The sequence below is a fragment of the Paenibacillus xylanivorans genome, assembly GCF_001280595.1.
Taxonomy (GTDB): Bacteria; Bacillota; Bacilli; order Paenibacillales; family Paenibacillaceae; genus Paenibacillus; species Paenibacillus xylanivorans.
This window is the reverse complement of sequence record NZ_LITU01000059.1, coordinates 42,650-67,350: the sequence shown is the minus strand read 5'-3', so window position 1 is coordinate 67,350 and position 24,701 is coordinate 42,650. Positions and strand designations below refer to the sequence as shown.

The following is a 24,701-nucleotide window of genomic DNA, read 5'->3' as shown; positions in this document are numbered from 1 at the left end:
AAAGAGATGAAGGTGGCCCAAGATGAGTACCGGACAAGGCGGTATACCCGAAAGCATTATTGAATCGGTGTTACAGCAGCATGATATCGTCGATACGGTGAGCCGATTTGTGCATCTAACCAAACAGGGGAAGTATATGAAAGGCCTCTGTCCTTTTCATTCTGAGAAGACGCCTTCGTTCACAGTTACGCCTGAGAAACAAATTTTCTATTGCTACGGTTGCGGCACGGGTGGAAATGCCATCAAATTCAGGATGGAAATCGAAGGGTTATCCTTTCCCGAGGCTGTCAAGACGATGGCAGAAGAAAGCCACATTTCAATGGGGGACTGGCAAGGGCGTGAATCGGCTCATGTTAATCCAGAGACTGAACGTTTATTGGAAGCCTATGAGCTTACCGCGAAGCTGTATCATTTCTTATTGAAAAATACAGAGCACGGTAAAGTGGCTATGGAATATCTACGCTCACGCGGGTTTAGCGACAAGCTGATTGATCAGTTCCAGATAGGCTATGCGCCGAATCGCTGGGATACTTTGGTACAGTTTCTGGAAAAACGCGAATTTCCGCTTGAAGAGATGGAAAAGGGCGGGTTACTGTCACCGCGAAACGAAGGTCAGGGGTATGTAGACCGTTTCCGAGACAGGGTCATGTTTCCGATTAATGGCAGGAGCGGAAAGCCAATTGCATTTGCAGGTCGCATTTTGGGAGACGGGCAACCGAAGTATCTAAATTCACCGGAAACCCGGTTATTTAACAAAAGCCGTGTTCTCTATAATCTGCATCATGCCAAAACTGCAATTCGCAAACAAAGGCAGGCCATATTGTTCGAAGGGTATGGCGATGTTATCTCCGCCTGGGATCAGGATATCCAGAATGGTGTAGCGGCAATGGGTACTGCGCTCACTGAGAATCAGGCACTTATGCTTAAAGGCATGTGTGATGAAGTCATTGTATGTTATGACGGCGATCGAGCTGGACAGGCTGCGGCACTCAAAAACTTTCCTATTCTTGAGGAAGCGGGGTTGCAGGTCAAAATTGCTCTAATACCGGATGGACTCGACCCGGATGATTTTATCCGCAGGCATGGTGGCGAGCGGTTCCGAAACCAGATTGTGGACGGCGCGGTAACGACTACAAAATTTAAGCTTATAAACCTTAAAAAAAACCATATACTGCTAGAAGGCGGCGGACAGATCGCTTATTCCAAGGAAGCGGTGAAACTAATTGCCCCTTTGTCTTCTCCTACAGAACGGGAAGTATATCTTCGGGAACTGGCTGCGGAAGTGGACGTATCTTATGAAACACTGAAGCAGGAGTGTAATGAAGAACGGGAGGCCATGAAAAATAACCTCCAGTATGGGGATAATAACCCGAAAAGGTGGAATAATGGTAGGCAACAAAATAGGCAGATGCCTACACCCAATCTGTTGCCAGCTTACCACGCTGCTGAACGCAAACTGCTCGCCTGGATGCTTCAGGATGATGAGGCTGCCCAGTACGTGAATGAGCATCTTGGTGAAGCTTTTAACTTGGATGATCATGCAGCTATTGCTGCTTATCTATATGCCTATTATGCGCAAGGCAAACTGTCGGATACAAGCCGTTTTATGTCTTCACTGCATGACGACCGACTGGAAAAGACGGTCAGTTCAATCTCGATGATGGATGGTCCAGGTGAATGGAGTATTCAAATGCTCGACGATTGCATCAGGGAAGTGCTGAAATATCCGCGTAAGAAAGAGTATGATCTGAAAAAAGAAGAAATGATTGCTGCAGAGCGGGCAGGAGATTCTGTACGCGCGGCACAAATTGCAATTGAAATGATTGCCCTAGAGAGACAGTGAACGTCTGAATGTTGGATGTTTCTAGGGAGGAGGGAGTCGAGTTATGGCGAATGATCAGCATACTGAACTAGAAACAGAATTGACGCTGGATCAGGTTAAGGATCAATTGATTGAATCAGGTAAGAAAAGAGCTTCGTTGAACTACAAGGAAATTATAGAGAAACTCTCCCCATTTGAGCAAGACGCAGAGCAGATGGATGAGTTCTATGAACAACTGAGCGACCTGGGTATTGATGTCGTGAATGAAAATGATGAAGAGGTAACCCTTCGCCCTAGTGAGGATTCCGAGAACAACACCAGAGAGGGAGACGATGAATTCCACTTTGATGATGATCTGAGCCTTCCGCCAGGAATCAAAATCAACGACCCTGTTCGGATGTACCTCAAAGAAATCGGTCGTGTACCTTTGTTGTCTGCAGATGACGAAGTACAACTGGCTAAACGGATTGAAAACGGGGATGAAGAAGCGAAACGTCGTTTGGCTGAAGCTAACCTTCGTCTCGTGGTAAGTATCGCCAAGCGTTATGTTGGACGTGGAATGTTGTTCCTGGATCTGATTCAGGAAGGTAACATGGGTCTGATCAAAGCGGTTGAGAAATTCGACCACAAAAAGGGTTATAAATTCAGTACGTATGCGACATGGTGGATTCGCCAAGCGATCACCCGTGCGATTGCGGACCAGGCGCGTACTATTCGTATCCCTGTGCACATGGTGGAGACGATTAATAAGCTGATCCGGGTATCCCGTCAGCTGTTGCAGGAACTTGGGCGTGAACCGACACCGGAAGAAATCGCTGCCGAGATGGACCTGAGTGTGGAGAAAGTTCGTGAGATTACGAAGATTGCTCAGGAACCGGTTTCCTTGGAAACACCGATTGGTGAAGAAGATGATTCCCATCTGGGTGATTTCATCGAGGATCAGGAAGCATTGGCTCCGGCGGATGCTGCTGCTTATGAGTTGCTGAAAGAACAGCTCGAAGATGTCCTGGATACATTGACTGAGCGTGAAGAGAACGTGCTTCGTCTGCGTTTCGGTCTGGACGATGGACGTACAAGAACGCTGGAAGAAGTGGGCAAGGTATTTGGTGTTACGCGTGAGCGTATTCGTCAAATTGAAGCCAAGGCTCTTCGTAAATTGCGTCACCCTAGCCGCAGTAAACGGCTCAAAGATTTCCTCGAATAACATCACTATGGGAGACTTTCCGCAAGACGCTTAAGCGGCGGCGGGGTCTCCTTTATTTTTAAATTGAACATCTAAATTTCTTGGTTTTGGTAATTCATCCTTGAAATGTTTTATTGGATTTCATTTTATCGCTTTTCGTTGTTCAATGCAAATCAATAAATTAAATGAATGGTGTAGGTGCTTCATGAAACTTTCGAATCGATTACAGCGAATACATGATCAAATTCCCGAAGGCAGCCGCTTGGCTGACATTGGCTCAGACCACGCTTTGCTCCCGGTAGCGGCAGTACGCAGTGGGAAAGCAGCGGGTGCAGTAGCCGGAGAAGTCAACCCCGGTCCTTATGAAGCTGCACGCAAGCAAGTCAGCGATGCAGGCCTGAAGGAACGAATTACAGTACGTCGTGGAGATGGCTTGGATGTCATCTCTGCAGGAGAAGTGGATGTTATCACCATTGCCGGTATGGGAGGAGCACTAATTGCCTCCATTCTGGATCGTGGCCTCTCCAAACTTGAGGAGGTCAAGCTTCTCATTTTGCAGCCTAATGTTGGTGAGGATATTCTCAGACGTTGGTTGTTGGAGCATCACTGGGTGGTGGTTGCAGAACAGCTGTTTGAGGAAGATGGAAAAGTGTACGAGATTATTACAGCAATGCCGCAAGAACTCAGTCCGATCGCCAATGAGGAAGTGTATCGCGCACGTCCGCTTGAAGGCGGAGTGGAATTGACATCAGATTTGCTGCTGCGCATGGGGCCTTATTTAACAGACCGTCCAACGGATGTGTTTTTTGCCAAATGGGAGAGTGAAATCGTCAAGCTGCAAAGTGTAGTGCAGTCCATCTCCAAATCCGATCAGGAGTCTTCACGGGACAAGGCGGCTGAGATGGAGAGTCATATTGTGAACTTGAAGGAGGTACTTTCATGTTTGCCAAAGGTCAAACTGTAATTCAATTGATGGAGCAGCTTGCTCCCAAACATCTGGCCGTGCCGGACGATCGAATCGGTCTTCAACTTGGCAGTTTACAAAAGGAAATTACACATGTTCTTATCGCACTAGATGTTACGAACGAAGTTGTCGACGAGGCGATTCGGATTGGAGCCAATCTGATTATTGCGCACCATGCCATCATTTTCCGCCCGGTCAAATCGTTGAATACGGACACACCCATGGGGAAATTGTACGAGAAGCTGATCAAGCATGATATTGCGGTGTACATTAGTCATACCAATCTGGATGTGGCTGAAGGTGGCATGAATGACTGGATGGCCGAGGCCATTGGAATTGAGAGCAAGGAATCACTTGAGGATGTACATACAGATCATTTGTTCAAACTGGCTGTATTTGTACCCCACACCCATCATGAGCAGGTGCTCCAGGCGATCCTCGAAGCCGGCGCTGGCAGTATTGGTCAGTACAACAAGTGCAGCTTCAATACAGAAGGCACAGGTACTTTTGTACCGGGTGAGGGGACACAGCCTTTCATCGGTACAGAGGGACAGATGGAGCGTGTAGAGGAAATGCGGATTGAGACCATCGTACCGCAGAGTCTGCGCAGCAAGGTTTTACAAGCGATGCTTAAGGCTCATCCGTATGAGGAAGTTGCCTATGACCTGTATGCAATGGATTTAAAAGGCCGTACGCTGGGTCTGGGGCGCTTGGGACCACTCAAACAACCAAAGACACTCGGTGAGCTGGTGGAGGTCGTGAAGGCCCAGCTGGATGTGCCATACGTTCGGGTAGTAGGCGATCTCAATCGGCAGATCAAAAAAGCAGCAGTACTTGGCGGCTCAGGTAGCCGTTACACCCTTCCTGCACGGTTCAAAGGTGCCGATGTCATCGTAACTGGAGACATTGATTATCATACGGCTCACGATGCGCTGATGGCGGGCATGTGTATTATCGACGCCGGGCATAATGCCGAGAAAATCATGAAACCCAAAACTGCGGACTGGCTTCGTTCACGTTTAGAAGACAAACGTTATGACACGCAAGTAACTGCATCCGAGGTAAACACGGAAGTATTCCAGTTTATCTAAAAGCACCCGGGCTCATTGCTTCCAGTAAGATTAAACTTGTTTGTAAACTCAAATGCCTGTATACTATGTAATGTTGTTCGGAAAGCTTGACAGACAATCGCTGGTGGCCTTCGTTGCCACGAGAGGAAAGTCCGGGCTCCACAGGGCAGGATGCTGGATAACGTCCAGTCAGCGCGAGTTGAAGGATAGTGCCACAGAAATGGACCGCCGATGGCCGGATTTTCCGGCACAGGCAAGGATGGAACCGAGGTGTAAGAGACCCCGAGGAACGCTGGTGACTTCGTTCCTGGTAAACCCCATCTGGAGCAAGACCTAATGGGACACAGTCGACTCTTCGGAGAAGGCAGCCTTAGCCCGAGGTGTGTCTAGGTTGGTCGCTTGAGCTGTGCAGCAATGTATGGCCTAGATAGATGATTGTCGCTTGTGGTGGGAGGGTAGTTCCCGTCTGAACCACGAAGAGCACAGAACCCGGCTTACGGTAAGCTTTCCTAACTACAACACAACAGTAACAAGTGCAGTCCACTATCAGTCAAGGGCAAACAGAAGGATTGTACCTGATGTGCCTGACTGATCAGAAGGACGCGATTAACTTCAAAAGAATCCTGCTCTTGCAGGTCATATAAATAAGGCGTCAGACTTCGAGCTTTCTCGGGTCTGACGCCTTATTTTTGTTGTTATTTCGTGTGGAATGAGAAATTGTTCCTAATGATACAGTTGATGACAGTTCGTTACAGTGTAACTACGCTGTCCGACTGCAATGATGCATGCCAGCGTTGAATGGCACGATCCATACGCTCTACAGCCTCGGGAAGCAGATCTGGATCAGTATGAGTAAAGTTGATCCGCATACGGTTCAGCTCCGGTGTACCTGCATAGAAGGAATCTCCTGGTACAATGCATACTTTCTCCTGAATTCCATAGGTAAACAGATTGCTGGCCAGCATACCCTCAGGCAGTTGCAGCCATAGGAACATGCCGCCCTGAGGCGAGTTCCAGGAGATACCTTCCCACGATTTTGCAGCCATGAGAGTGGTCATTTTTTTCATCCGTTGTTCATAATCCTGTGAGATATTGCGAATATGCCCGTCCAGATCGAAAGACTCCAGTAGTGCGTGAAGTGCTCTTTGGTCGATGCTGCTGGAATGCAAATCTGCACCTTGTTTGGCGCGAGCAGCTATTTGGATAACATCCGGAGCAGCCAATATCCAGCCAGTGCGGAGGCCTGGAGCTACTGTTTTGGAAAATGTGCTGGTGTAGATGACATTGGATGGACCCTCATAGGATGCTGCATCCAGTTGTGCCAGGGCAGGGGCATCCAGTTGTTCCGGTTTAAAGCGGATTTCACCATAGGGATCGTCTTCCAGGATCAGTACCCCATATTTCCGGCACAGATCCACGGCTTGTTTCCGTCTGGAGCGAGACCATACTTTGCCCGACGGGTTGGAAAAAGTAGGGTTAATGTAGACGAGCTTGGGACGATGCAATTGCAGCTGTTCTTCCAGTGATTCAGGTAACATTCCGTCATCGTCACAGTCAACGCCGTGCGCTTCAGCCTGATAGGAATGAATGACTTGAAGGGCAGCCAGATAGGTTGGTGATTCAACCAGTACGCTGTCGCCTGGATCAAGCAAAATTCGGCACACCAGATCAATGGATTGCTGAGATCCGGTAGTCAGAAGCATATGGTCAGGTGAAGCGGGAATGCCCTTGGATTCAAGACGTTCTGCAATTTTGGCACGTAATGGTCGGAAACCTTCCGTCTCTGCATATTGAAGAGCCGCTGAACCGCCCATGAATACCTTTTCGTATGCGTCACGGATAGCTTCAAGCGGAAATGATGTTTGAGCAGGTAGACCTCCGGCAAGAGAAATCATTCCAGGTTCCTGTGCAGCCTGTAACATGTCGCGAACGACAGAGGACGGGGTATTTTGTGCCATTTTGGACCAAGGGATATTCATATTATTCTCATCTCCTGTTATTCACTGTTATACTGATATTATAAACTATAATAGACGGAATGCAGTATAACAGTAAAATGCTGATCATAACAGTTGGGAGGGTGCATGTGTGCATATTGAATTAAAGCGGGGAAGCAGCACCAAATTGTATGTTCAGATTGCCCTTACCCTTGCAGACCGAATAAGGTCTGGACTAATCGAGCCTGGAGCCCGTTTGCCATCGGTTCGTAAAATGACCACAGATCTGGGCGTCAGTCTGGTCACCGTGTCCAAAGCCTATGCCGAGCTCGAAGCCATACAGCTGATTACCTGTTCCCAGGGAAAGGGATGTTATGTACGGGGGGCGCAGGAGTTGGAGAAATCAGAGGATATGGAGAGGACTCACCGTATTCAAGCAAAGAATGAATCCAGCACGCCATGGAACTGGCAGATGGCCCTTGTGGATTATTTGCCCCGAGCTCAGCTCTGGCGACATTTTGATGCATCTCCTCAAGTTAGATATGAGCTGCATATGTCGGCCATTCAGCCTGAATTGTTGCCAACACGAGAGATTATCGACAGTGCATATCGGCTTTCCTCGGATCTTCCAGAGCGCATGGCTGCCTACGGGTCCTTTCAGGGGGATCGGGAATTGCGTCAGACGTTTTCCGGGCATTTTGCGGAAAGAGGATTGCGGGTAATGCCTGAACGGATGCTGATTACGAGCGGTGCCCAGCAGGGAATCGATCTAGTTGCGCGTACTTTTGTTGGTCCTGGTGACGTCGTTTACATGGAAGCACCCAGCTATACCGGAGCGATTGATGTGTTTACAAGCAGAGGAGCGAAGATCATTACGGTGCCGATGGATGACGATGGTATGCGTATAGATCTGTTAACCCGCTTGTGTGATACTTACCCGCCCAAGTTGATATATACCATTCCTACGTTTCACAATCCTACAGGCATTACGATGAGCGCCAAACGGCGCGCGCAACTGCTTAATCTTGCGCAGAGTTATCATTGTCTCATCCTGGAGGATGACCCGTTCGCCGATCTGTATTTCCGTGATCCTCCCCCTGCTTCCATTAAATCCATGGATGGGACGGGCCATGTGATATATATAAAGAGCTTTAGCAAAGTACTTTCTCCTGGCTGTCGTGTGGCATGTGCAGTTGCGGACGGAAGTGTGCTCACACGACTTGTTGCAGCCAAATCCACTGCGGATCTCGGGAGTCCGCTGCTTACACAAAAGGCCTTGCAATCGTTCATACAGCATCAATACAGTGCGTATACAGCGCGATTGAGGGATGAATTATATTCCCGGCTGCTTGCCGCATCAACGGTACTGGAGGAACATGGTTCTCCCGGGATGTACTGGACTTTGCCTGATGGTGGACTAAACTTGTGGCTGCAATTGCCGGATGGTTTGGATATGCGTGAGCTACACCGCCAGTCGCTTGCCGCAGGTGTTTCCTTTTTGCCGGGTTCAGCCTGTTATGTGGGGGAAACGGATACGGCGAGTCTGCGGATCTGCTTCACGGTTACGAATCAGGAGCTGTTATGTGAAGGGCTACGGGTATTATGCAGGGTTATAAAGAACATTACACCGCAACAGGGGGGGGCAACGGCGGACAGGCTCCCGCTTATTTAATTTTCTTGAACACGGACATACATCCAATCCACATTGGCCCCCGTGCAATACGTTATAGTATCACTTGAAAGGGAGTTGGTTTGAAATGAACCATTTCTGTCCACCGCTTTGTCCGATTGTATGTGACCCGATCCAGGTTGTTGAAGATTATTACATCCCACAAATCGTACCCGTAATTCACCCGATCGAAGTTATTAAGAAACATCACTGTGTGCCAATCCATCATCACATGTATCCTGTCGTGGTCAAAGAAGAAGATCCTTGTTTTGTTTCAAGCCACAACGGCAAGAAAAAATCCGTGAAAAAATCAGGCAAATCCCGCACAACTTCTCGTAAACGCTAGTCGCAGCGGGTGCCCCGGGGGAATAGGTAATCATACCAAAGAGCAGCATACGCCCCGGGGCGCAGCTGCTTTTGTTTTTTTTATATCCAGTGTTCGGTTATTGTTTGATGTACTTTTTCATCGTATTGTCCATTTGCTGTCTCACATGCTGCGGCCAAAATTGAAGTGGGGCGCTGTTGCCAGAGGCCGCCTCCAATGCTTTAAACACATCGATTTGACCATAACCGAAATACTTGTCATGACCTGGGTCACCGAGATCTATGACGCTTTGACGCATGAGATCCATGACTTCTGTGTTGGTCAGATCGGGATTTAACGAGCGAATCAAGCCTGCAAGTGCCGCGACATGGGGACTTGCCATGGACGTTCCGGACAAGGCAGCATATTGGTTGTTCGGATACGTACTTGCAATGCTGGACCCTGGGGCCGTCACATCCACGTAATCCCCGTAGTTGGAATAGGAAGCTTTGTTCATGTCTGCATCCGTAGCGGATACCGCAAATACTTCCGGGTAGGCGGCAGGGTATCCTGGACGCTCCGTATTGTCGTTACCGGTCGCTGCGATTAATACGATGTCGCGATCAAAAGCGTATTTGATGGCATCATGAAGAAATTGGGCATCGGCGTAATTCCCCAGACTCATATTAATGACCTTGGCTCCATGATCAGCGGCCCAAATGATGCCTTCGGCAACGGCATAGGTTGTGCCTGAACCTGAATTGTCCAGCACCTTAACAGGAAGTACCTTGTTATACCAGCTCATGCCTGCTACACCTTCGTTGTTATTCACAACAGCGCCGATAATGCCTGCTACATGTGTACCATGGCCTACATCATCAAGCGGTTTGCTCGCTGGATCGACAACGTTATAACCTTTCAGCAGCTTGCCCTTCAAGTCGGGATGAGTCAGATCGACACCGGTGTCTACTACGGCAACGATAACATCCTTGTTGCCCTTCGTGATATTCCAGCCGCGGTTAGTTTCAATGGCAGGCAGGTTCCACTGGTAGTCTGAGAACAAAATATCATTGGGCACGGTTACATCATTTTGTTCAGGTACAGTCTCATTGGTTAAATACATGTAGTGGGGTTCCATATACAGCGGATTCCATTTACGTTCAAAATAAGCATGTAATTGTTCATAATTCATATGTTCTGACCGAAAAACATACGTGTATCCCAGCTTGCGTGCCGATTGAGTCCGCAAGTCGGATTTAATAATGCGCATATCCCGTTCACCTGGATCCTGACGGAAACGGATGACGATTTCGTTTTCGTAAAAATGACTGGCATTGGCGTTATCATGCCCTGTTTTTACCGTGATTTCTTTAAGAGTGTCGGGATGCACAGATTCGATTTTGAATTTGCCTTCCCGCGGATAAGGGATCATGCGCAAATTTTTGCGCTGATGCTGTTCCACGGCATTCAGTACATTTTGGCTAAACAGAGCAATGACGGCTCTTTTTCCATCTTTGGAAGGCTGCCCCATGACAAAAAACTTTTCTTTCCCCAGAGGAAAGGATGAAGATTCGAAGCTTTGACGTTTACTCACGGCTTTTTTGGCCAAGGCGAGAGAATGTTCCAGCTTCTGCTGTTCCACTTTGCTTCCTTTTGCTGCTGTTTTGTCAAAGTGCCGACTGTGTGATCCATTGGTATTCATTATATCAATAGACCGGATATGATCATGTGTTTGTTGTAGTTCATGAACGTATTTGCTTATTTGCACATCATTCATTTTGGAGGTTTTCTCAAGCATGATGCTAAGGTGCTGTTTGGCATCCGCGCGGGTTAGCAGATCGGTTGACTTTACATCCTGGACTTTGAGACGTTGTTTGCTTGCATGCTCCTCGTGTGGAGAATCGGGCATGGCACTTGGAGTAGGAACAGGACGATTGGTCGTTGGAAGCAAAAGTGTCAAGGCAAGTGCGCCTGCACCCGCGGCAATGGCCCAATTAACCCATTTCGGTCTGGACATAAGGGATGGAACCTCCTCGTTTGTTTTGACAATCATCTTACAGTGCTCTAATTTCATCGTTGTCACTGGATATATGTATCGTTAGGAAAAGCGGTTATTTTTATGCAGGTGAAGATCAGGGGAGCTGTGGGTAATGGGCATGTTCAGGGGTAGGAAGGGAAAGCCTGATTAAGGGATACCGCTCGTCATCTTTTTATGGTAGGATAGGAGCTGAGAATTCAAGGTCAGGGGAGAACCTCCCGTTGGCCGATCTATATGTAAGGACTTATTTAAGGGGGAGCTACCTTTATGTCAGCAGCCAATGTACAGAAAACATGTGAGTCAACTAGGGAAAAGTTAAAACCGGCTATCGATCGGATCGAACAATTTTTGAATGAAAATGCCTTGCCTGAACTGGATCAGAATCAGACGGAGGAGTCATCAGCCTTCTACAAAGGATTTCTTTCGGATCTCCGTCATTTGCTCGTTTTTTCTGAAGTTTCTTACGAAAAACTTGGCGTTGTGCTGCGTCGTGCCAATTTTGATGTCGATTTTGCCGAGAAGGCTCTCTATAACACATACCATCAAAGCATAAACAGCTTTTTTTATCCTAAAAATGAATGTTACTCCGAAGATGGAAGATATGCTTACACTGGTCAGGATGCAATCCGTTTCCGTGATAAGCCAATTCGTGCAGTACGGGATGTCATTCTTGAGATATCAAAAACGTACGAAGAATTGCGCGATGACCTGGCATTTTATGAAAGTGACTACCTAACGCAGCGTCGGATGCAAAACCAACGCAATCACGCGTAAATCAATTTTTTTAACTTATATTTAAATTGGACAAAACCGCCCTTGTGGCGGTTTTTTTGCGTTTTCTTCAACTGGAATTCGGAGAAAGGTCCATGTCATCATCTGGCATTTCGTTGGAGAATAGCTCATTTACGGTGCGGAGACAATAGATGTCGAGGTGATAAAAATGAGCCATGAGAAGCCAATAGTCAAATGCAGTGTTGCTAACTGCCACTTTTGGGGAGAAAACAATTTCTGCCAGGCCGATGCCATCATGATTGACATTGACCAACATGCCACCCGCCGCTTACATGAGGAATTTGCCGGAGAGACCTTTGATTCCGATCATCATGATCATGCACGTACATCTTCTGCGACATGCTGCCACACATTTAGACCGAAATGAGCAGTCATTCCCATTTATATGGAGGTGCTTTGCATTGAATAATGACCATAGAGATGATCACCCGTTCCATCGTCCAAAAACAACTTCGTTAGATGAAAAAAAGCGTGAGCGTGTAGATTATCCAAGACGCAGCCACAAGGAAGAGTATGGTGCAGAGGTAGCACCTACAACGGGTTCTATTCGAACAGAACCAACGGAAAGAACAGATCATGCACCTGTGAGGGACGAAGAAGACGGTGTCATGAAATCTACCGGCCGAATCTCCGGTTATATGGGGCTGGCCTTTGGTATTGCTTCCTTGTTCATGTGGTCCATTGTTCTGGGTCCGGCAGCAGCAGTGCTTGGATACTATGCTTATGTCAACGGCCGTAAAACCGCAGGGGCGTGGTCTATTGGACTTGGTGCCGTGGCAACACTCAGCTATTTCTTCATGATTCCATTCGCTCGCTGATACTGGATATGAGTTAATTATTTGCAGCCTTCTGCTTCCACCTTACTCAAGGGTGATTGCAGAAGGTTTCTTCACATTTGCGCATAAAGTTGTAAAATCGGCTTATTTTTTTGAAAACAATGGAACCTTCCTGTAAAATAATGTAGAATAAAGTCATAATCTACGTTTACATTATACGGGAGTGAATATAACTCATGCAGATTGATCCGCGCGCGTCGCGGCAGTTGCTGGAACTGCAATTGTCCAATAGTCTCAACGAAACAAATGCATCGGATGGAAATTCCGATTCAACGGTGGATTTTGCCAGTATGATGGACGGGCTGCTCGGGACGAATTCAACTTCTTTAAACCATACCGTAGGAGAAGACGTGAACTCTGCTGCGATCTCCAAACGATCTAGTGATGGTCTGTTGTGGCTGCAACTGGGCAGCATGTATAGTCCGGATGCAAGTTCTGTTTCTTCCTCAAACAGTAATGTGGTTTCTTTATCTTCTCTGATAAACACTGGAGTAGTGGATTCGGGTGCATCTGTACCTACGGATTTTGAATCTTTGATTGCTTCAGCGAGCGCCAAATATGGGGTGCCTGAATCTTTGATTAAGGCAGTCATTGAAACAGAATCCGGCTTCAATCCAAATGTAGTGTCTTCCGCAGGTGCCAAAGGACTCATGCAGTTAATGGATGGCACGGCAGCAGGGTTGGGGGTAAGTAACGCTTACGATCCCGCTCAAAATATAGATGGTGGAACCAAATACCTTTCTCTCCAGCTCCAGCGTTTTGGTGGCGAGGTGAAGATGGCACTTGCTGCGTATAATGCCGGACCGGGACGGGTTTCGAGTCTGGGTGTATCGAGTGACGCTGAATTGATGAGTGTACTTAACCGTCTCCCTTCAGAAACACAGTCTTATATTTCCAAAGTGGAGAAAGCGCAGTCGAAATACATGGTATAAGTGGTATGGACCAAAGAAATGGCAACACAACAGTACGTCCAGGAAGAGATCAAACGCGGGAACAGCAGCGCTTACATGTGCTTGGTTCCTGTTTGGTCTTTTTGTGTTGAGCGGGGATCGTGTTACAATGCTCACTGTAAGATTCCACAACGAAGAGACAAGGAGGGGAACCTCATTTGAAATATTTTGATTATGCGGCAACAACGCCTCCTCATCCGGATGTCATTCGTACAATGACTGAAATTATGGAGGCGCAATATGGGAACCCGTCATCGATTCATGGATATGGTGAGCGAGCCCATCAATTATTGCGTCGAGCGCGATCTGGCTGTGCTGCAGCTATCAATGTGAAACCGGCAGAAATCGTATTTACCTCAGGCGCAACCGAGAGCAACAACCTTGCCATTAAAGGTGCGGCATTACGGTATCAGTCTCGGGGCAAACATATCATTACAACGGCAACGGAGCATGCTTCAGTATATGAGAGTTTTGTGCAGCTACAGCAGTGGGGATGGGAGGTCACCTGGCTTCCTGTGGATTCCGATGGTCTGGTTAGCGCTCAGCAGCTGATGGATGCTATAAAATCGGATACAGTGCTTGTGAGTCTGATGCATGTGAACAATGAAACAGGAGCGGTACATCCGATTGCTGAGATTGGTGCACGACTGAAAAAGGAAGCGCCAAAGGTACTTTTTCATGTGGATGGCGTTCAGGGCTTTGGCAAGATGGAGGCTAAACCTGAGGCATGGGGCGCGGATCTATACAGCTTGTCTGCTCACAAGATTCGTGGTCCCAAAGGAGCTGGTCTTCTTTACGTACGAAGTGGAGTGGAGCTTACGCCTCTACTGTCAGGGGGATCTCAAGAGCAGGGACTGAGAGCGGGAACTGAGAACGTTCCTTTGCTTGTGGGTATGGCGAAGGCGATGCGTCTTGCAGCGGAACGTCAGGCTGACTTTGCGCGGCGTACAACGATTTTGCGAGATCGTATTATGGAGGTTATAGATACAATTCCCGGACTTGTGCTAAATAGTCGTAAAGAGGGCGCACCGCACATTGTTCATTTTTCCTATCCTGGAATGAAGGCAGAAGTGGCGCTGCATACCTTGGAGCAACTTGGAGTAACTGTTTCTACACAATCTGCCTGCTCTTCGCGATCAGCTGAACCCAGCAGGGTATTGCTTGCCATGGGCAGGGATAATGCTTGTGCTGCTGGTGGATTGCGTATTAGTCTTGGAGATGAACATACAGAAGAAGATGTGATCTTGCTGGAGCAGGCTTTACATCAGATGGTGGCGCAGCTGCGCCCGTTGGAAAGGCGGATGTGATTTTAGATGAAATATGATATGCTGCTTCTCCGTTTCGGAGAGTTTATGTTAAAAGGAAAAAACCGTTCCCGGTTCGAAAAAACAATCATTAACCAAGTACGTTCCCTGCTCAAACCTTATCCAGGCGCAAGTCTGCGGAAGGAGTTTGGACGGTTATACGTCGATCTGGGTGGCGAGTCTCATACTGAACTGATTGCTGTGTTGAAACGAGTATTCGGTGTTATGTCGATAAGTCCGGTTAAAGTGACTGCATCTGAGCTTGACCAGATCGTGGAGACAGCCGTTGCTTTTATGGATGAGAGAGAGTGTGAATTTAAAGAAGGTACTACATTCAAGGTTAATGTGCGGCGTGTATGGAAAGAGTTCCCCAGTTCTTCGCATGAAATGAACCATCTGGTGGGTTCTCCGATTCTCCGGAAATTCCAGCAGTTAAGTGTAGACGTGCGTCAACCTGACATTGAACTCCGCGTGGAAATTCGGGATCAGGGCACGTATATCTTCAATGAGGTTATTCCGGCCGTAGGCGGGTTCCCCCTGGGTACGAATGGAAAAGCGATGCTATTACTATCGGGTGGCATAGACAGCCCTGTAGCGGCATGGTCTTCGATGCGTAGAGGCTTGGAAGTAGAATGCGTCCACTTTTACAGTTATCCGTTCACAAGCCAGCGAGCCAAAGAAAAGGTCATCGATTTGGCGCGTGCGCTCGCTGATCATGCCGGCACAATCAAGCTGCATCTGGTTCCTTTTACGGAAATCCAAACTGCATTTACCCAGCTGGGACAGGATAACTTGATCATCACACTGATGCGCCGCTCTATGTTACGTATTGCCACCAAGCTGGCTGAACGTGAACATGCGCTTGCACTGATTACCGGAGATAGTCTGGGTCAGGTAGCGAGCCAGACCTTGCCGAGCATGAATGTCATTGGACGTGCGACGGAGCTACCGTTGCTGCGACCTCTTGTTATGATGGATAAACAGGAAATTATAACTTTATCCAAACAGATCGGGACGTACGATATATCGATTCTGCCATATGACGATTGTTGTACTCTTTTTGTACCAAAATCTCCATCAACGAACCCGAATCTTCGCATTGTGGACAAAATCGAAGCGACCATGAGTCAGCTGCCGGAATGGGTGGAGCAGGCGGTGGAACAGACAGAAACAATTACGTTGCATGCAGGCGAAACCTTTATTGTAAACAATCAGCAGGATGAGGATCATGAAATGAAGGAAGAATGGTTCTGATTACCCGCATTCTGGATTGAATGACATAATAAGGACTATGTTATCTACATGAAGAAAAAGGACTGGCCGATGTATTTTCGGTCAGTCCTTTTTTATGTTTATGGGAGTATTATTTATTAAAAGCTTAGGAATAGGAGTGCTGCCGCTCTCCCCCTGGTTTATTGCTGCTTGCACGTTTGCGATATCCGGCAAACACTACACCAGCAGTAACGAGAACGATAAATAAGATTCTTAGTGCAGGATGCTCAGTGAAGAAAGGCACGAGACGTTGTTCCTCTGTAATCATGTTAGAAGCCGTATACCCCAGCACGATGGCTCCAAGATAAATGATCCAAGGGAAGTGGTTAATTAATTTGATAAACAGCGTACTGCCCCAAACGATAATAGGTACACTGATCAGCAGTCCGAGTATAACAAGTACCAAGTGCTGCTGTGCTGCACCAGCAACGGCGATGACGTTATCCAGTCCCATGGCAGCGTCTGCGATCACAATCGTTCGCACAGCTGCCCAGAGAGAACCGCCGGCCTTGATATCCGAATGCTCTTCCCCTTGTTCTGCCAATAGCTTGTACGCAATCCAGATCAACAGTAATCCCCCAACAAGGAGTAGCCAAGGCACTTTGAGCAGCCAGAGCACAATAACGGTGGCCACAATGCGAATCAACAGTGCACCGCCTGTTCCGTAGAGGATCGCCCTTTTCTGCACAGAAGGGTGCAAATTTCGAGCTGCGAGACCAATCACAATGGCATTATCGCCAGCCAGAATTAGATCAATAAATACAACGTTCAACAACGCTAGCCAAAAAGCGGGGCTAAACAGCTCCATACGATGTCACTCCTTCTATATTTCCAAACCTGAGAAAGCTTGTTCAACGTTTAAGAATAGCATGGACAACTTTGACATACAAGTTAGAGTGGGGGGATGAGAAGCATGGATACGCTATGGCTGTTGACCGAAATATTAATGATCAATCTGGTTCTGAGTGGAGATAATGCGGTTGTTATTGCACTTGCAAGCAAGGATTTGCCAGCAAGACAGCGCAAGCAGGCGGTGTGGTGGGGGGCTTTCGGAGCGGTTGTTTTACGTTGTGTGTTAACCTTTGCAGCCGTGCTGCTGCTTGGCATTCCTTTTATTCAGGCAGCCGGTGGTCTGCTGTTGCTCTGGATTGCTGTCAAGCTGCTGCTTCAGAATGAAGATGAAGTACATATTCGTAAGGCGTCCACGACCTGGAAAGCGATCCAAACGATTTTGATTGCTGACTTTGTCATGAGTCTGGATAACGTTCTCGCGATTGCTGCTCTGGCGGATGGGGACCTGGCGCTCACTGTCATCGGGATTGCCATAAGTATTCCGATTGTGGTGTGGGGTAGCGGATTAATTGTCGGATTGTTGAAACGATTCCCGATTCTGGTGTTTGCCGGTTCAGGTATTCTGGCCTTCACTGCAGGTGAGATGGTGATGAATGATCCGAAGCTGGGACAGTGGCTTGGCGGCTTGGCAGCTGAGGCGCATACACTGCTGCCTGTAGCTATGGCTTGTCTTGTAATCGCGGTTGGAGGAGCCCACAAGTTTGTTCGTCGAAACGTGTAAATTAAATTTGACAAATGAATGATAAATATAGCGGTAGACTGCCCTTTTAAGGGCAGTTTTTTGTCGTATTCGATGTGCTCTGAGGATGGGGCTGACTCGATTAAGTCATAGTCCGGCCATTTTAGGGTAATACAGGATAATGGAGAGAGGCGAAGTGCGACATAAAGTGTAGTTTTTTGCGTACACATCGGCTAAACTAGAAGCAGGCTGGAAACAGTTAGTCATCATGGAATGCTTATAGTTTAGCTTACGGGATACATAGCCAAATGTTATAAGAGGTGATTTTAGATGAAAAATGAAAAAGCAATTGGGATATTTATTTTAGTTGCAGGTATTATCATTTTACTAGGTAAGTTTGGTGTGTTTGGCTTCATTGGAAGGCACTTCTGGCCTTTGCTCATCTTGCTGCCAGGTATTGCTCTTCATGCTTGTTATTATGCAAGGCTTACGCCATCATGGTCACTTGTTCCAGCAGGCACGTTAACCATCTATGGTCTGTTGTTCGGAATTACGAACACTTGGGGCGGGGGATTGATGAGCAGCCTTTGGCCTGCATTTTTGCTTGGGCTTGCCATTGGTTTGCTGGAATATGCACTGGCCGATCATCGAAGACCTGCATTGGTACTTCCAGTTGCACTGGGCGTGGGTGTCCTTTCAATTATTTTCTTCGGATTTACACTGCTTCACACCGGTATTATCTACGTATTGGCAGTACTTTTGATTGTAGGCGGGATGTGGCTGCTGTTTGGACGAGGACGTCAAGGGAGAGGCTGGTAACATTCCCAGCGGTCTTTCAAGCGAAATATCTTGATTTTTACCTATGATCAACTATAATATAAGGGATATAGGCATGCGTCGGGATATCACCGACGCTTATTTTGGGTGAGTAACCTGCGAATTTGCGGGAAGTTTAGTAGATAAGAATTGAAATTGGAAAGGATATGGATACAAACCATGCATTCAAGAGAACACATTCGCAATATTGCGATTATTGCCCACGTCGACCACGGGAAAACAACGCTCGTCGACAAGTTGCTCCAGCAATCCGGTACTTTCCGTGATCACGAAACGGTACAGGAGCGCGCAATGGACTCCAACGATTTGGAGCGTGAACGCGGTATTACGATTCTGGCCAAAAACACAGCTATTACCTATAAAGATTACCTGATCAACATTGTGGATACACCAGGACACGCCGACTTTGGTGGTGAAGTGGAGCGTATCATGAAAATGGTTGACGGCGTATTGCTCGTTGTTGATGCTTATGAGGGTTGTATGCCACAAACGAAGTTTGTACTGCGTAAAGCACTTGAGCACAACCTGACACCAATTGTTATTGTAAACAAAATTGACCGTCCAGCGGCTCGTCCGACTGAGGTTATTGATGAAGTATTGGACCTGTTCATTGAACTGGGTGCCAACGATCAACAACTTGAATTCCCTGTTGTATATGCTTCCGCATTGAACGGAACATCCAGCATGGAAAATGATCCTGCTAAACAGGATGACAACATGATGGCGATCTACGATACGATCGTTAGTCATATCCCTCACCCAACAGAGAATGTTGAAGAACCGCTTCAATTCCTCGTTACTTTGATGGACTACAATGAATACCTTGGCCGTATTGCCATCGGTCGTGTTAACCGCGGTGTGATCCGTCAAGGACAATCTGTAACGGTTATTATGCGTGATGGTAAGAGCAAAACTGCACGTATCGAGAAACTGTTTGGTTTCCAAGGTCTCAAACGCGTTGAGACAGAAGAAGCTGGAGCAGGCGATATCGTTGCGATTGCAGGAATCAAGGACATCAACATTGGTGAGACCATCGCTGATCCTAACCATCCAGAAGCTTTGCCGGTTTTGAAAATTGATGAGCCTACACTTCAAATGACGTTCCTCGTGAACAACAGTCCATTTGCAGGTCGTGAAGGTAAATGGGTAACTTCCCGTAAACTTCGTGAGCGTTTGTTCAAAGAGTTGGAAACGGACGTATCCCTTCGTGTTGACGAAACAGAAAGTCCAGATGCATTTGTCGTTTCCGGACGTGGTGAGCTTCACCTGGGTATCCTCATTGAGAATATGCGTCGTGAAGGATATGAACTGCAAGTATCCAAACCGGAAGTTATCGTTAAAGAAGTTGACGGAAAGAAAATGGAGCCTGTTGAGCGCTTGTTGATTGACATCCCTGAAGAGAGCATGGGTTCCGTAATGGAGAGCCTAGGCGCACGTAAAGCAGAGATGGTTAACATGGTGAACACAGGAAGTGGACAAGTACGTCTTGAGTTCCTGATTCCAGCACGGGGTCTGATCGGATATAGCACAAACTTCCTGACATTGACTCGTGGTTATGGTGTTATGAACCATGCATTTGACAGCTATGCTCCACTGGTATCTGGTCAAGTGGGTGGACGTCACCAAGGCGTACTGATCTCAACTGAAAATGGTACGTCTACGTTCTATGGAATGATGGGCGTTGAGGATCGCGGTACTCTCTTCTTGGAGCCAGGTACTGAAATCTACGAAGGTATGATTGTTGGTGAACATACACGTGACAATGATATCGTTGTTAACATCTGCAAAGAAAAACAACTGACTAACGTTCGTTCTTCAGGTAAAGATGATACGGTTAAAATTAAAACTCCGATTATCTTCTCGTTGGAACAGGCGCTTGAATATCTGAATGAAGATGAATATTGTGAGATTACACCGAAATCTATTCGTCTTCGTAAGAAGATCCTGAATAAATCCGAGCGTGAGCGTTCAGAGAAACAACGTAAAATGGCTACAAAATAACGCCTAACTACAACTAAACTAGAAGATAAAAGTTAATGTTTGAGGATACACGAAAGTAACTAAAGGTTTGTACAGAAAAAGTAGTGAAGGGATCGGAATCGATTCTGAAGAAGCGAAGCGCTCGCCTTTGTCTCCAAATTTTAACCTTTGAAGATTCGTTCAAAAATTTGGAGACAACAGCGATCGAAAGAACGATCCGAAACCGAAACGGTCACTACAGATGCACTTCTCTTGAGTTATCGAAAGGGTATCATCAACAATAGACTTATATCTAGCATGAACACGAAAGGAGCTAGCTGTGTATGCAAGCATGGTTCGCATCAAACCCGATCGTAGCCTACATCGTCATCTTTGTATTGATTACTTACGTATATAACAAGGTGTTTCGGGTACGTCAGAAATTGCCACTTGGTAAGGAAATCGTTCTCTATATATTGATGGCGATGGGCACATTCATGCTTCTTGTTTTTCAAATCGACAAGTTGCCAATTATTCAATGTTTGCTGGTGGCTGTTGGTTTGATGCTGTTAGTGAGAGTGCGCTATTTTATTGAAGGTCGTCAAAAGAAAAAAGCGGAAGCTGCCGCTCGAAACTCATAAATTCTGTATAGTATAGACCATCCGTTTTCCTTAGGGAAAGCGGTTGTCTTATATATAGGCCAAAACAGATGTGATAAAGGTGTTGAAGATATGAACTCGAATTCGAACGGACTGCCTCCACGGAGACAGGCACCGACTCAATCCGGCGCTTCTGGATCGAAGAACGGCAAGGGCAAGCAACCAAAGAAGAAGAAACGGATGCGAACCTTTGGCAGACTGATTTTAAGTTTATTGGTTATTGCAATTGTGGTAGGCGGTGGATATCTGTATTGGGTATACAATCAGGTAGCTGATACGGGCATTGACAAGCCAGTACCAGCTGGAATGTCAGCAAAAACCAAACCCATTACGATGTTGCTGCTAGGTACGGATAACCGTCCCGAAACAGGTACGTATCTCTCGGATGTGGTTATGGTAGCTTCTCTGAATCCGGAGACCAAGACGGCAACCATTGTATCTTTACCTCGGGACACCCGTATTCAGTTGGATGGATATAAGGCGAATAAATTGAATTCCTATTATCCTAAATTTAAAGCGCAAGAAAAAACCTCTGGCAAAAATGCAGAGGATCAAATGAAAGAAATGATGGGCAAATATCTGAATGTGGATATCAATTATACGACGGTACTGAATTTTCAAGCGTTCCGTGATGCGGTTAATGCTGTAGGTGGCGTGGATGTGACAGTGGATAAAAACATGTGTTACAAAGATACGGCCGATGGCACGGATATTAACCTGGTGGCTGGTGCACAGCATTTGGATGGCAAAGAAGCACTTGATTTTGTTCGTTACCGTAAATCGAACTGTAAGCCGAAGACAGATGAATCCAACGATTTTGACCGAAATAAACGTCAGAATCAAGTGTTGAATTCCATGTTGGATCAGTTGAAATCACTGGGAGGCGTAACAAAGATTGGTAAAGTGATTGGCGCTGTTGACGACAACATGACAACTGACGTGGAATCGGAGCAAATGAAGAACTTCATTTCAACCTATTGGAATATTTCCAAATCGGATGTGCACTACACACCTGTAACCGGAGAGTGGAGAAGTCCATATGTATATATCAACGAAACTGAATTGGCTAATGCAAAACAGGCGTTGCAGGATACACTTTCAGGTAAAGTAACAGCATCTCCAACAGCCGAGTAACATTCATTCTTTTAGGATTGGAAGCGAGTTTGATGGTATGCTATAATATCATCAACAACGAATTAAGAATTGCATAAAGAAGATTAGGGGGCTGGTTGGATGTCCGAAGCCGTCACACAATTGACTGAATCTCTTTTACAGCAATTCAAGAACGAAACATTTGTGCTCTTGAGCACCGTGGACATTGAAACTGGGGGTCCGACATCAACAGCAATCTCCTGGGTTTATGCGGAGAATGCTTCTACCCTTCGTGTGGCGATTGATCATCGTTCACGTCTTGTGAACAATATGATTGAGAATCCGGTCATCACCGTCACTATTTTTGGTGAAGAGATGGTGTATGCGGTAAACGGACGTGCTTCCGTACGACAAAATCCGTTACAGGATGTTCCATTTAACATGTGCTGTTTCGACATTTCCATTGAAGCGGTAAGGAACGCCCTTTTTTATGGAGCCCAACTGTCCTCTGTGCCTCAATATGTCAAAATATATGATCAGCGTGCTGCTGAGAAATTAGATGAGCAGGTTTTTACTGCCATGAAAAAAGCCTAGTGAGAGATCACTGGGCTTTTTGTTGTCTTTTGTCAGATGAATGCAGCTGCTGCATTTGTTGTTCGCGCTCTACATGTTCATCCGGATTTTGACGGACTTTGACATCTTTGGGCAGTTGGGGAATGATACGGCCAACCATGTCAGCGAGTTCTGAGGCGAAACCGGATATCGGATGACCTTGACGAATATGCTCACCAATTTCCTTGATTCGTTCGGTGACATCGGCATCTGCGGTAACAATGGAATCCACACCTTCCGGATCTTTGCGGAGGGCTTCGGCAACAGAGTATTTAATAGTACCAACTCGTGCGCGTTCCAGTTCACCATCAACATCAATGCCAACTACGGCTGTATTGCCAAGAATGACACAGTTGGCGTCCTTGACACCTTCCACTTGCTTGGCAAGTGTTTTGAGGTGGGTGACCCTTTTTTCGTTTGGCATCCGATCAGCCTTGGTGTTGTTCACTACGTTTTTCTCATGAACTTCACCTGTGTTTTCGGTCAGATGGTCCACAGCAGAAGGGTGTAACCGATCCTCCTGAGTATTGAGCATGTGAGATCCTTTACGTTGATCTTGCTGAGTTGTAACATTTCCTCCGTAGCCTTTGGCATGCTGACCTTGTTGCTGCGAGGCATTACGCGTAGAACTGTTGCAGCCTGTAAGTATAAAGATCAGAAGCAGCGTGCAAACCCAATATTTCATAAATGTTCATCCTTTCTTGGAGTTTTTCAGAATGGTTGACAATTATTTTGTCCTAGTCGAATACATTTATGTATGGGAGCATGATTGTCCATGCCGCTGCTGAAAGATCACACTATCCATGCCTTTAACGACGCCGCTTTGGAGGGGATTGAATGAAAAAGATTTTTGTATTGGATACGAACGTGCTTCTGCATGACCCCAATGCCATATTTGCCTTTGAGGAACATGAGGTAATCATTCCCGCGGTTGTACTGGAGGAGATCGACTCCAAAAAAAGAAATGCCGATGAAATTGGCCGCAATGCCCGCAATGTATCGAGACTTCTTGATGGGTTGCGTGAACTGGGACACCTGCACAGTGGCGTGCCTTTGGCCAATGGAGGCAATCTGAAAGTGGAACTGAATCACCGCAGTTTTGTGAAAGTACAGGAAATGTTTGGAGAAGTGTCCAATGATAATCGGATTTTGGCCGTCGCCCTGAATTATCAGATTGAGGAAAATGAGAAAGAGGTTGTTGAGCGACAGGTAGTTCTAGTCAGCAAGGATGTGCTTGTTCGTATCAAAGCGGATGTACTCGGTCTATTCACACAAGATTACTTATCAGATCGAACGGCAGGTCTCAGTGAATTATATCCAGGGTATACTGCCCTGAAGGTTCATCCTTCGGTCATTGATGAGTTTTACACATATCGCTTTCTACCGATCAAACCGTTACAGTTGTCTTATTCGCTTTACCCGAATGAATTTGTAATTCTCAAGGATGAGATGGGAACCAATAAATCGGCTTTGCTCAAAGTAAATACAGAGGGAACAAAGCTGGAACCACTTTTCCTGAGTAATGATAATGTATGGGGCATCAGTGCGCGTAACGCGCAACAGCGTATGGCTCTGGAACTGCTTCTGAATGATGATATTCCACTTGTCACGATTACAGGGAAGGCTGGAACGGGGAAAACCTTGTTGGCGCTTGCAGCGGGATTACTTAAAGTGGAGGATGATCATAAGTATAAAAAATTATTGATCGCCCGCCCGGTTGTTCCAATGGGGAAAGATATCGGTTATCTACCCGGAGAAAAAGAAGAAAAACTGAGACCGTGGATGCAACCGATTTATGATAACTTGGAATTTTTGTTTGATACTAAAAAAGCAGGCGACATTGATAAAATTTTGATGGGTCTTGGTAGTA

The 24,701-nt window shown here is 46.6% G+C and carries 23 protein-coding genes and 1 other RNA gene; 20 read left to right on the top strand and 4 right to left on the bottom strand.

The window, feature by feature from the left end; translation table 11 throughout:
- Positions 1 to 22: 22 nt before the first annotated feature.
- The 5 genes from dnaG (at position 23) to rnpB (ending at position 5,551) form a co-directional block, all read left to right on the top strand.
- On the top strand, positions 23 to 1,843 hold the full coding sequence (gene dnaG / locus AMS66_RS13300) for a DNA primase (RefSeq protein ID WP_053781259.1): 1,821 nt from the start codon (positions 23 to 25) through the stop codon (positions 1,841 to 1,843).
- A 43-nt stretch (positions 1,844 to 1,886) separates the two neighbouring features.
- The gene (gene rpoD / locus AMS66_RS13295) at positions 1,887 to 3,026 is read left to right on the top strand and encodes an RNA polymerase sigma factor RpoD (protein WP_053781258.1); all 1,140 of its coding nucleotides are present in this window, start codon (positions 1,887 to 1,889) and stop codon (positions 3,024 to 3,026) included.
- Positions 3,027 to 3,210: 184 nt separating this feature from the next.
- Positions 3,211 to 3,969 carry a tRNA (adenine(22)-N(1))-methyltransferase gene (locus AMS66_RS13290; protein ID WP_053781257.1) on the top strand — a complete coding sequence of 253 codons (759 nt, stop codon included), beginning with the start codon at positions 3,211 to 3,213 and terminating at the stop codon, positions 3,967 to 3,969.
- The gene (locus AMS66_RS13285; protein ID WP_053781256.1) at positions 3,945 to 5,060 is read left to right on the top strand and encodes a Nif3-like dinuclear metal center hexameric protein; all 1,116 of its coding nucleotides are present in this window, start codon (positions 3,945 to 3,947) and stop codon (positions 5,058 to 5,060) included. Before AMS66_RS13290 ends, AMS66_RS13285 begins: the two co-directional genes overlap by 25 nt.
- An 81-nt stretch (positions 5,061 to 5,141) precedes the next feature.
- Positions 5,142 to 5,551, top strand: an RNA gene (gene rnpB, locus AMS66_RS15350) — RNase P RNA component class A.
- A 237-nt stretch (positions 5,552 to 5,788) separates the two neighbouring features.
- On the opposite strand, the gene AMS66_RS13280 is transcribed toward rnpB, so the two are convergent.
- Complete coding sequence (locus AMS66_RS13280; RefSeq protein WP_053781255.1) at positions 5,789 to 7,018, bottom strand: aminotransferase-like domain-containing protein; 1,230 nt, start codon at positions 7,016 to 7,018, stop codon at positions 5,789 to 5,791.
- Positions 7,019 to 7,127: 109 nt separating this feature from the next.
- Here AMS66_RS13280 and pdxR point away from each other — a divergent pair, with 109 nt between their 5' ends.
- Together pdxR and AMS66_RS13270 are read left to right on the top strand one after the other, a co-directional pair.
- The gene (gene pdxR, locus AMS66_RS13275) at positions 7,128 to 8,648 is read left to right on the top strand and encodes a MocR-like pyridoxine biosynthesis transcription factor PdxR (RefSeq protein ID WP_053781254.1); all 1,521 of its coding nucleotides are present in this window, start codon (positions 7,128 to 7,130) and stop codon (positions 8,646 to 8,648) included.
- Between the two features lie 85 nt (positions 8,649 to 8,733).
- Complete coding sequence (locus tag AMS66_RS13270) at positions 8,734 to 8,991, top strand: hypothetical protein (protein ID WP_053781253.1); 258 nt, start codon at positions 8,734 to 8,736, stop codon at positions 8,989 to 8,991.
- Between the two features lie 97 nt (positions 8,992 to 9,088).
- Here the strand turns inward: AMS66_RS13270 and AMS66_RS13265 are convergent, their stop codons facing one another.
- Positions 9,089 to 10,966 carry a S8 family peptidase gene (locus tag AMS66_RS13265; RefSeq protein WP_053781252.1) on the bottom strand — a complete coding sequence of 626 codons (1,878 nt, stop codon included), beginning with the start codon at positions 10,964 to 10,966 and terminating at the stop codon, positions 9,089 to 9,091.
- 288 nt (positions 10,967 to 11,254) lie between these two features.
- On the opposite strand from AMS66_RS13265, the gene AMS66_RS13260 reads away from it, so the two are divergent.
- The 6 genes from AMS66_RS13260 (at position 11,255) to thiI (ending at position 16,123) form a co-directional block, all read left to right on the top strand.
- A complete protein-coding gene (locus AMS66_RS13260; protein ID WP_024628452.1) occupies positions 11,255 to 11,761 on the top strand; it encodes a YpuI family protein in 507 nt (168 codons plus the stop codon).
- 166 nt (positions 11,762 to 11,927) lie between these two features.
- Complete coding sequence (locus AMS66_RS31750; protein ID WP_079349639.1) at positions 11,928 to 12,146, top strand: DUF1540 domain-containing protein; 219 nt, start codon at positions 11,928 to 11,930, stop codon at positions 12,144 to 12,146.
- Between the two features lie 34 nt (positions 12,147 to 12,180).
- Positions 12,181 to 12,597, top strand: a complete 417-nt coding sequence (locus AMS66_RS13250; protein ID WP_053781250.1) for a hypothetical protein — start codon at positions 12,181 to 12,183, stop codon at positions 12,595 to 12,597.
- 194 nt (positions 12,598 to 12,791) lie between these two features.
- Positions 12,792 to 13,547 carry a lytic transglycosylase domain-containing protein gene (locus tag AMS66_RS13245; RefSeq protein WP_053781249.1) on the top strand — a complete coding sequence of 252 codons (756 nt, stop codon included), beginning with the start codon at positions 12,792 to 12,794 and terminating at the stop codon, positions 13,545 to 13,547.
- 176 nt (positions 13,548 to 13,723) lie between these two features.
- Positions 13,724 to 14,872 (top strand): cysteine desulfurase family protein, encoded by a 1,149-nt coding sequence (locus tag AMS66_RS13240; RefSeq protein ID WP_053781248.1) that lies wholly within the window; start codon positions 13,724 to 13,726, stop codon positions 14,870 to 14,872.
- A gap of 6 nt (positions 14,873 to 14,878) precedes the next feature.
- Positions 14,879 to 16,123 carry a tRNA uracil 4-sulfurtransferase ThiI gene (gene thiI / locus AMS66_RS13235; protein WP_053781247.1) on the top strand — a complete coding sequence of 415 codons (1,245 nt, stop codon included), beginning with the start codon at positions 14,879 to 14,881 and terminating at the stop codon, positions 16,121 to 16,123.
- A 124-nt stretch (positions 16,124 to 16,247) separates the two neighbouring features.
- Here thiI and AMS66_RS13230 read toward each other — a convergent pair whose 3' ends face one another.
- A complete protein-coding gene (locus tag AMS66_RS13230; RefSeq protein WP_053781246.1) occupies positions 16,248 to 16,949 on the bottom strand; it encodes a TerC family protein in 702 nt (233 codons plus the stop codon).
- Between the two features lie 105 nt (positions 16,950 to 17,054).
- On the opposite strand from AMS66_RS13230, the gene AMS66_RS13225 reads away from it, so the two are divergent.
- From AMS66_RS13225 to AMS66_RS13200, 6 genes are all read left to right on the top strand, one after another.
- Positions 17,055 to 17,714, top strand: a complete 660-nt coding sequence (locus AMS66_RS13225) for a TerC family protein (RefSeq protein ID WP_053781245.1) — start codon at positions 17,055 to 17,057, stop codon at positions 17,712 to 17,714.
- A 288-nt stretch (positions 17,715 to 18,002) separates the two neighbouring features.
- Positions 18,003 to 18,491 (top strand): hypothetical protein, encoded by a 489-nt coding sequence (locus tag AMS66_RS13220; protein WP_053781244.1) that lies wholly within the window; start codon positions 18,003 to 18,005, stop codon positions 18,489 to 18,491.
- Positions 18,492 to 18,668: 177 nt separating this feature from the next.
- Positions 18,669 to 20,510, top strand: coding sequence for a translational GTPase TypA (gene typA / locus AMS66_RS13215; protein WP_053781243.1), 1,842 nt, complete (start codon positions 18,669 to 18,671; stop codon positions 20,508 to 20,510).
- Between the two features lie 302 nt (positions 20,511 to 20,812).
- Positions 20,813 to 21,109, top strand: coding sequence for a YlaH-like family protein (locus tag AMS66_RS13210; RefSeq protein WP_053781242.1), 297 nt, complete (start codon positions 20,813 to 20,815; stop codon positions 21,107 to 21,109).
- A 90-nt stretch (positions 21,110 to 21,199) separates the two neighbouring features.
- On the top strand, positions 21,200 to 22,261 hold the full coding sequence (locus tag AMS66_RS13205; protein ID WP_053781241.1) for an LCP family protein: 1,062 nt from the start codon (positions 21,200 to 21,202) through the stop codon (positions 22,259 to 22,261).
- 99 nt (positions 22,262 to 22,360) lie between these two features.
- Positions 22,361 to 22,813 (top strand): pyridoxamine 5'-phosphate oxidase family protein, encoded by a 453-nt coding sequence (locus AMS66_RS13200; RefSeq protein ID WP_053781240.1) that lies wholly within the window; start codon positions 22,361 to 22,363, stop codon positions 22,811 to 22,813.
- 7 nt (positions 22,814 to 22,820) lie between these two features.
- Here AMS66_RS13200 and AMS66_RS13195 read toward each other — a convergent pair whose 3' ends face one another.
- Complete coding sequence (locus tag AMS66_RS13195) at positions 22,821 to 23,516, bottom strand: YhcN/YlaJ family sporulation lipoprotein (protein WP_053781239.1); 696 nt, start codon at positions 23,514 to 23,516, stop codon at positions 22,821 to 22,823.
- Between the two features lie 152 nt (positions 23,517 to 23,668).
- Between AMS66_RS13195 and AMS66_RS13190 the strand changes: the two genes are divergently transcribed.
- Positions 23,669 to 24,701 (top strand): PhoH family protein (locus AMS66_RS13190; protein ID WP_236703376.1); only part of this gene is annotated, 1,033 nt, incomplete at its 3' end.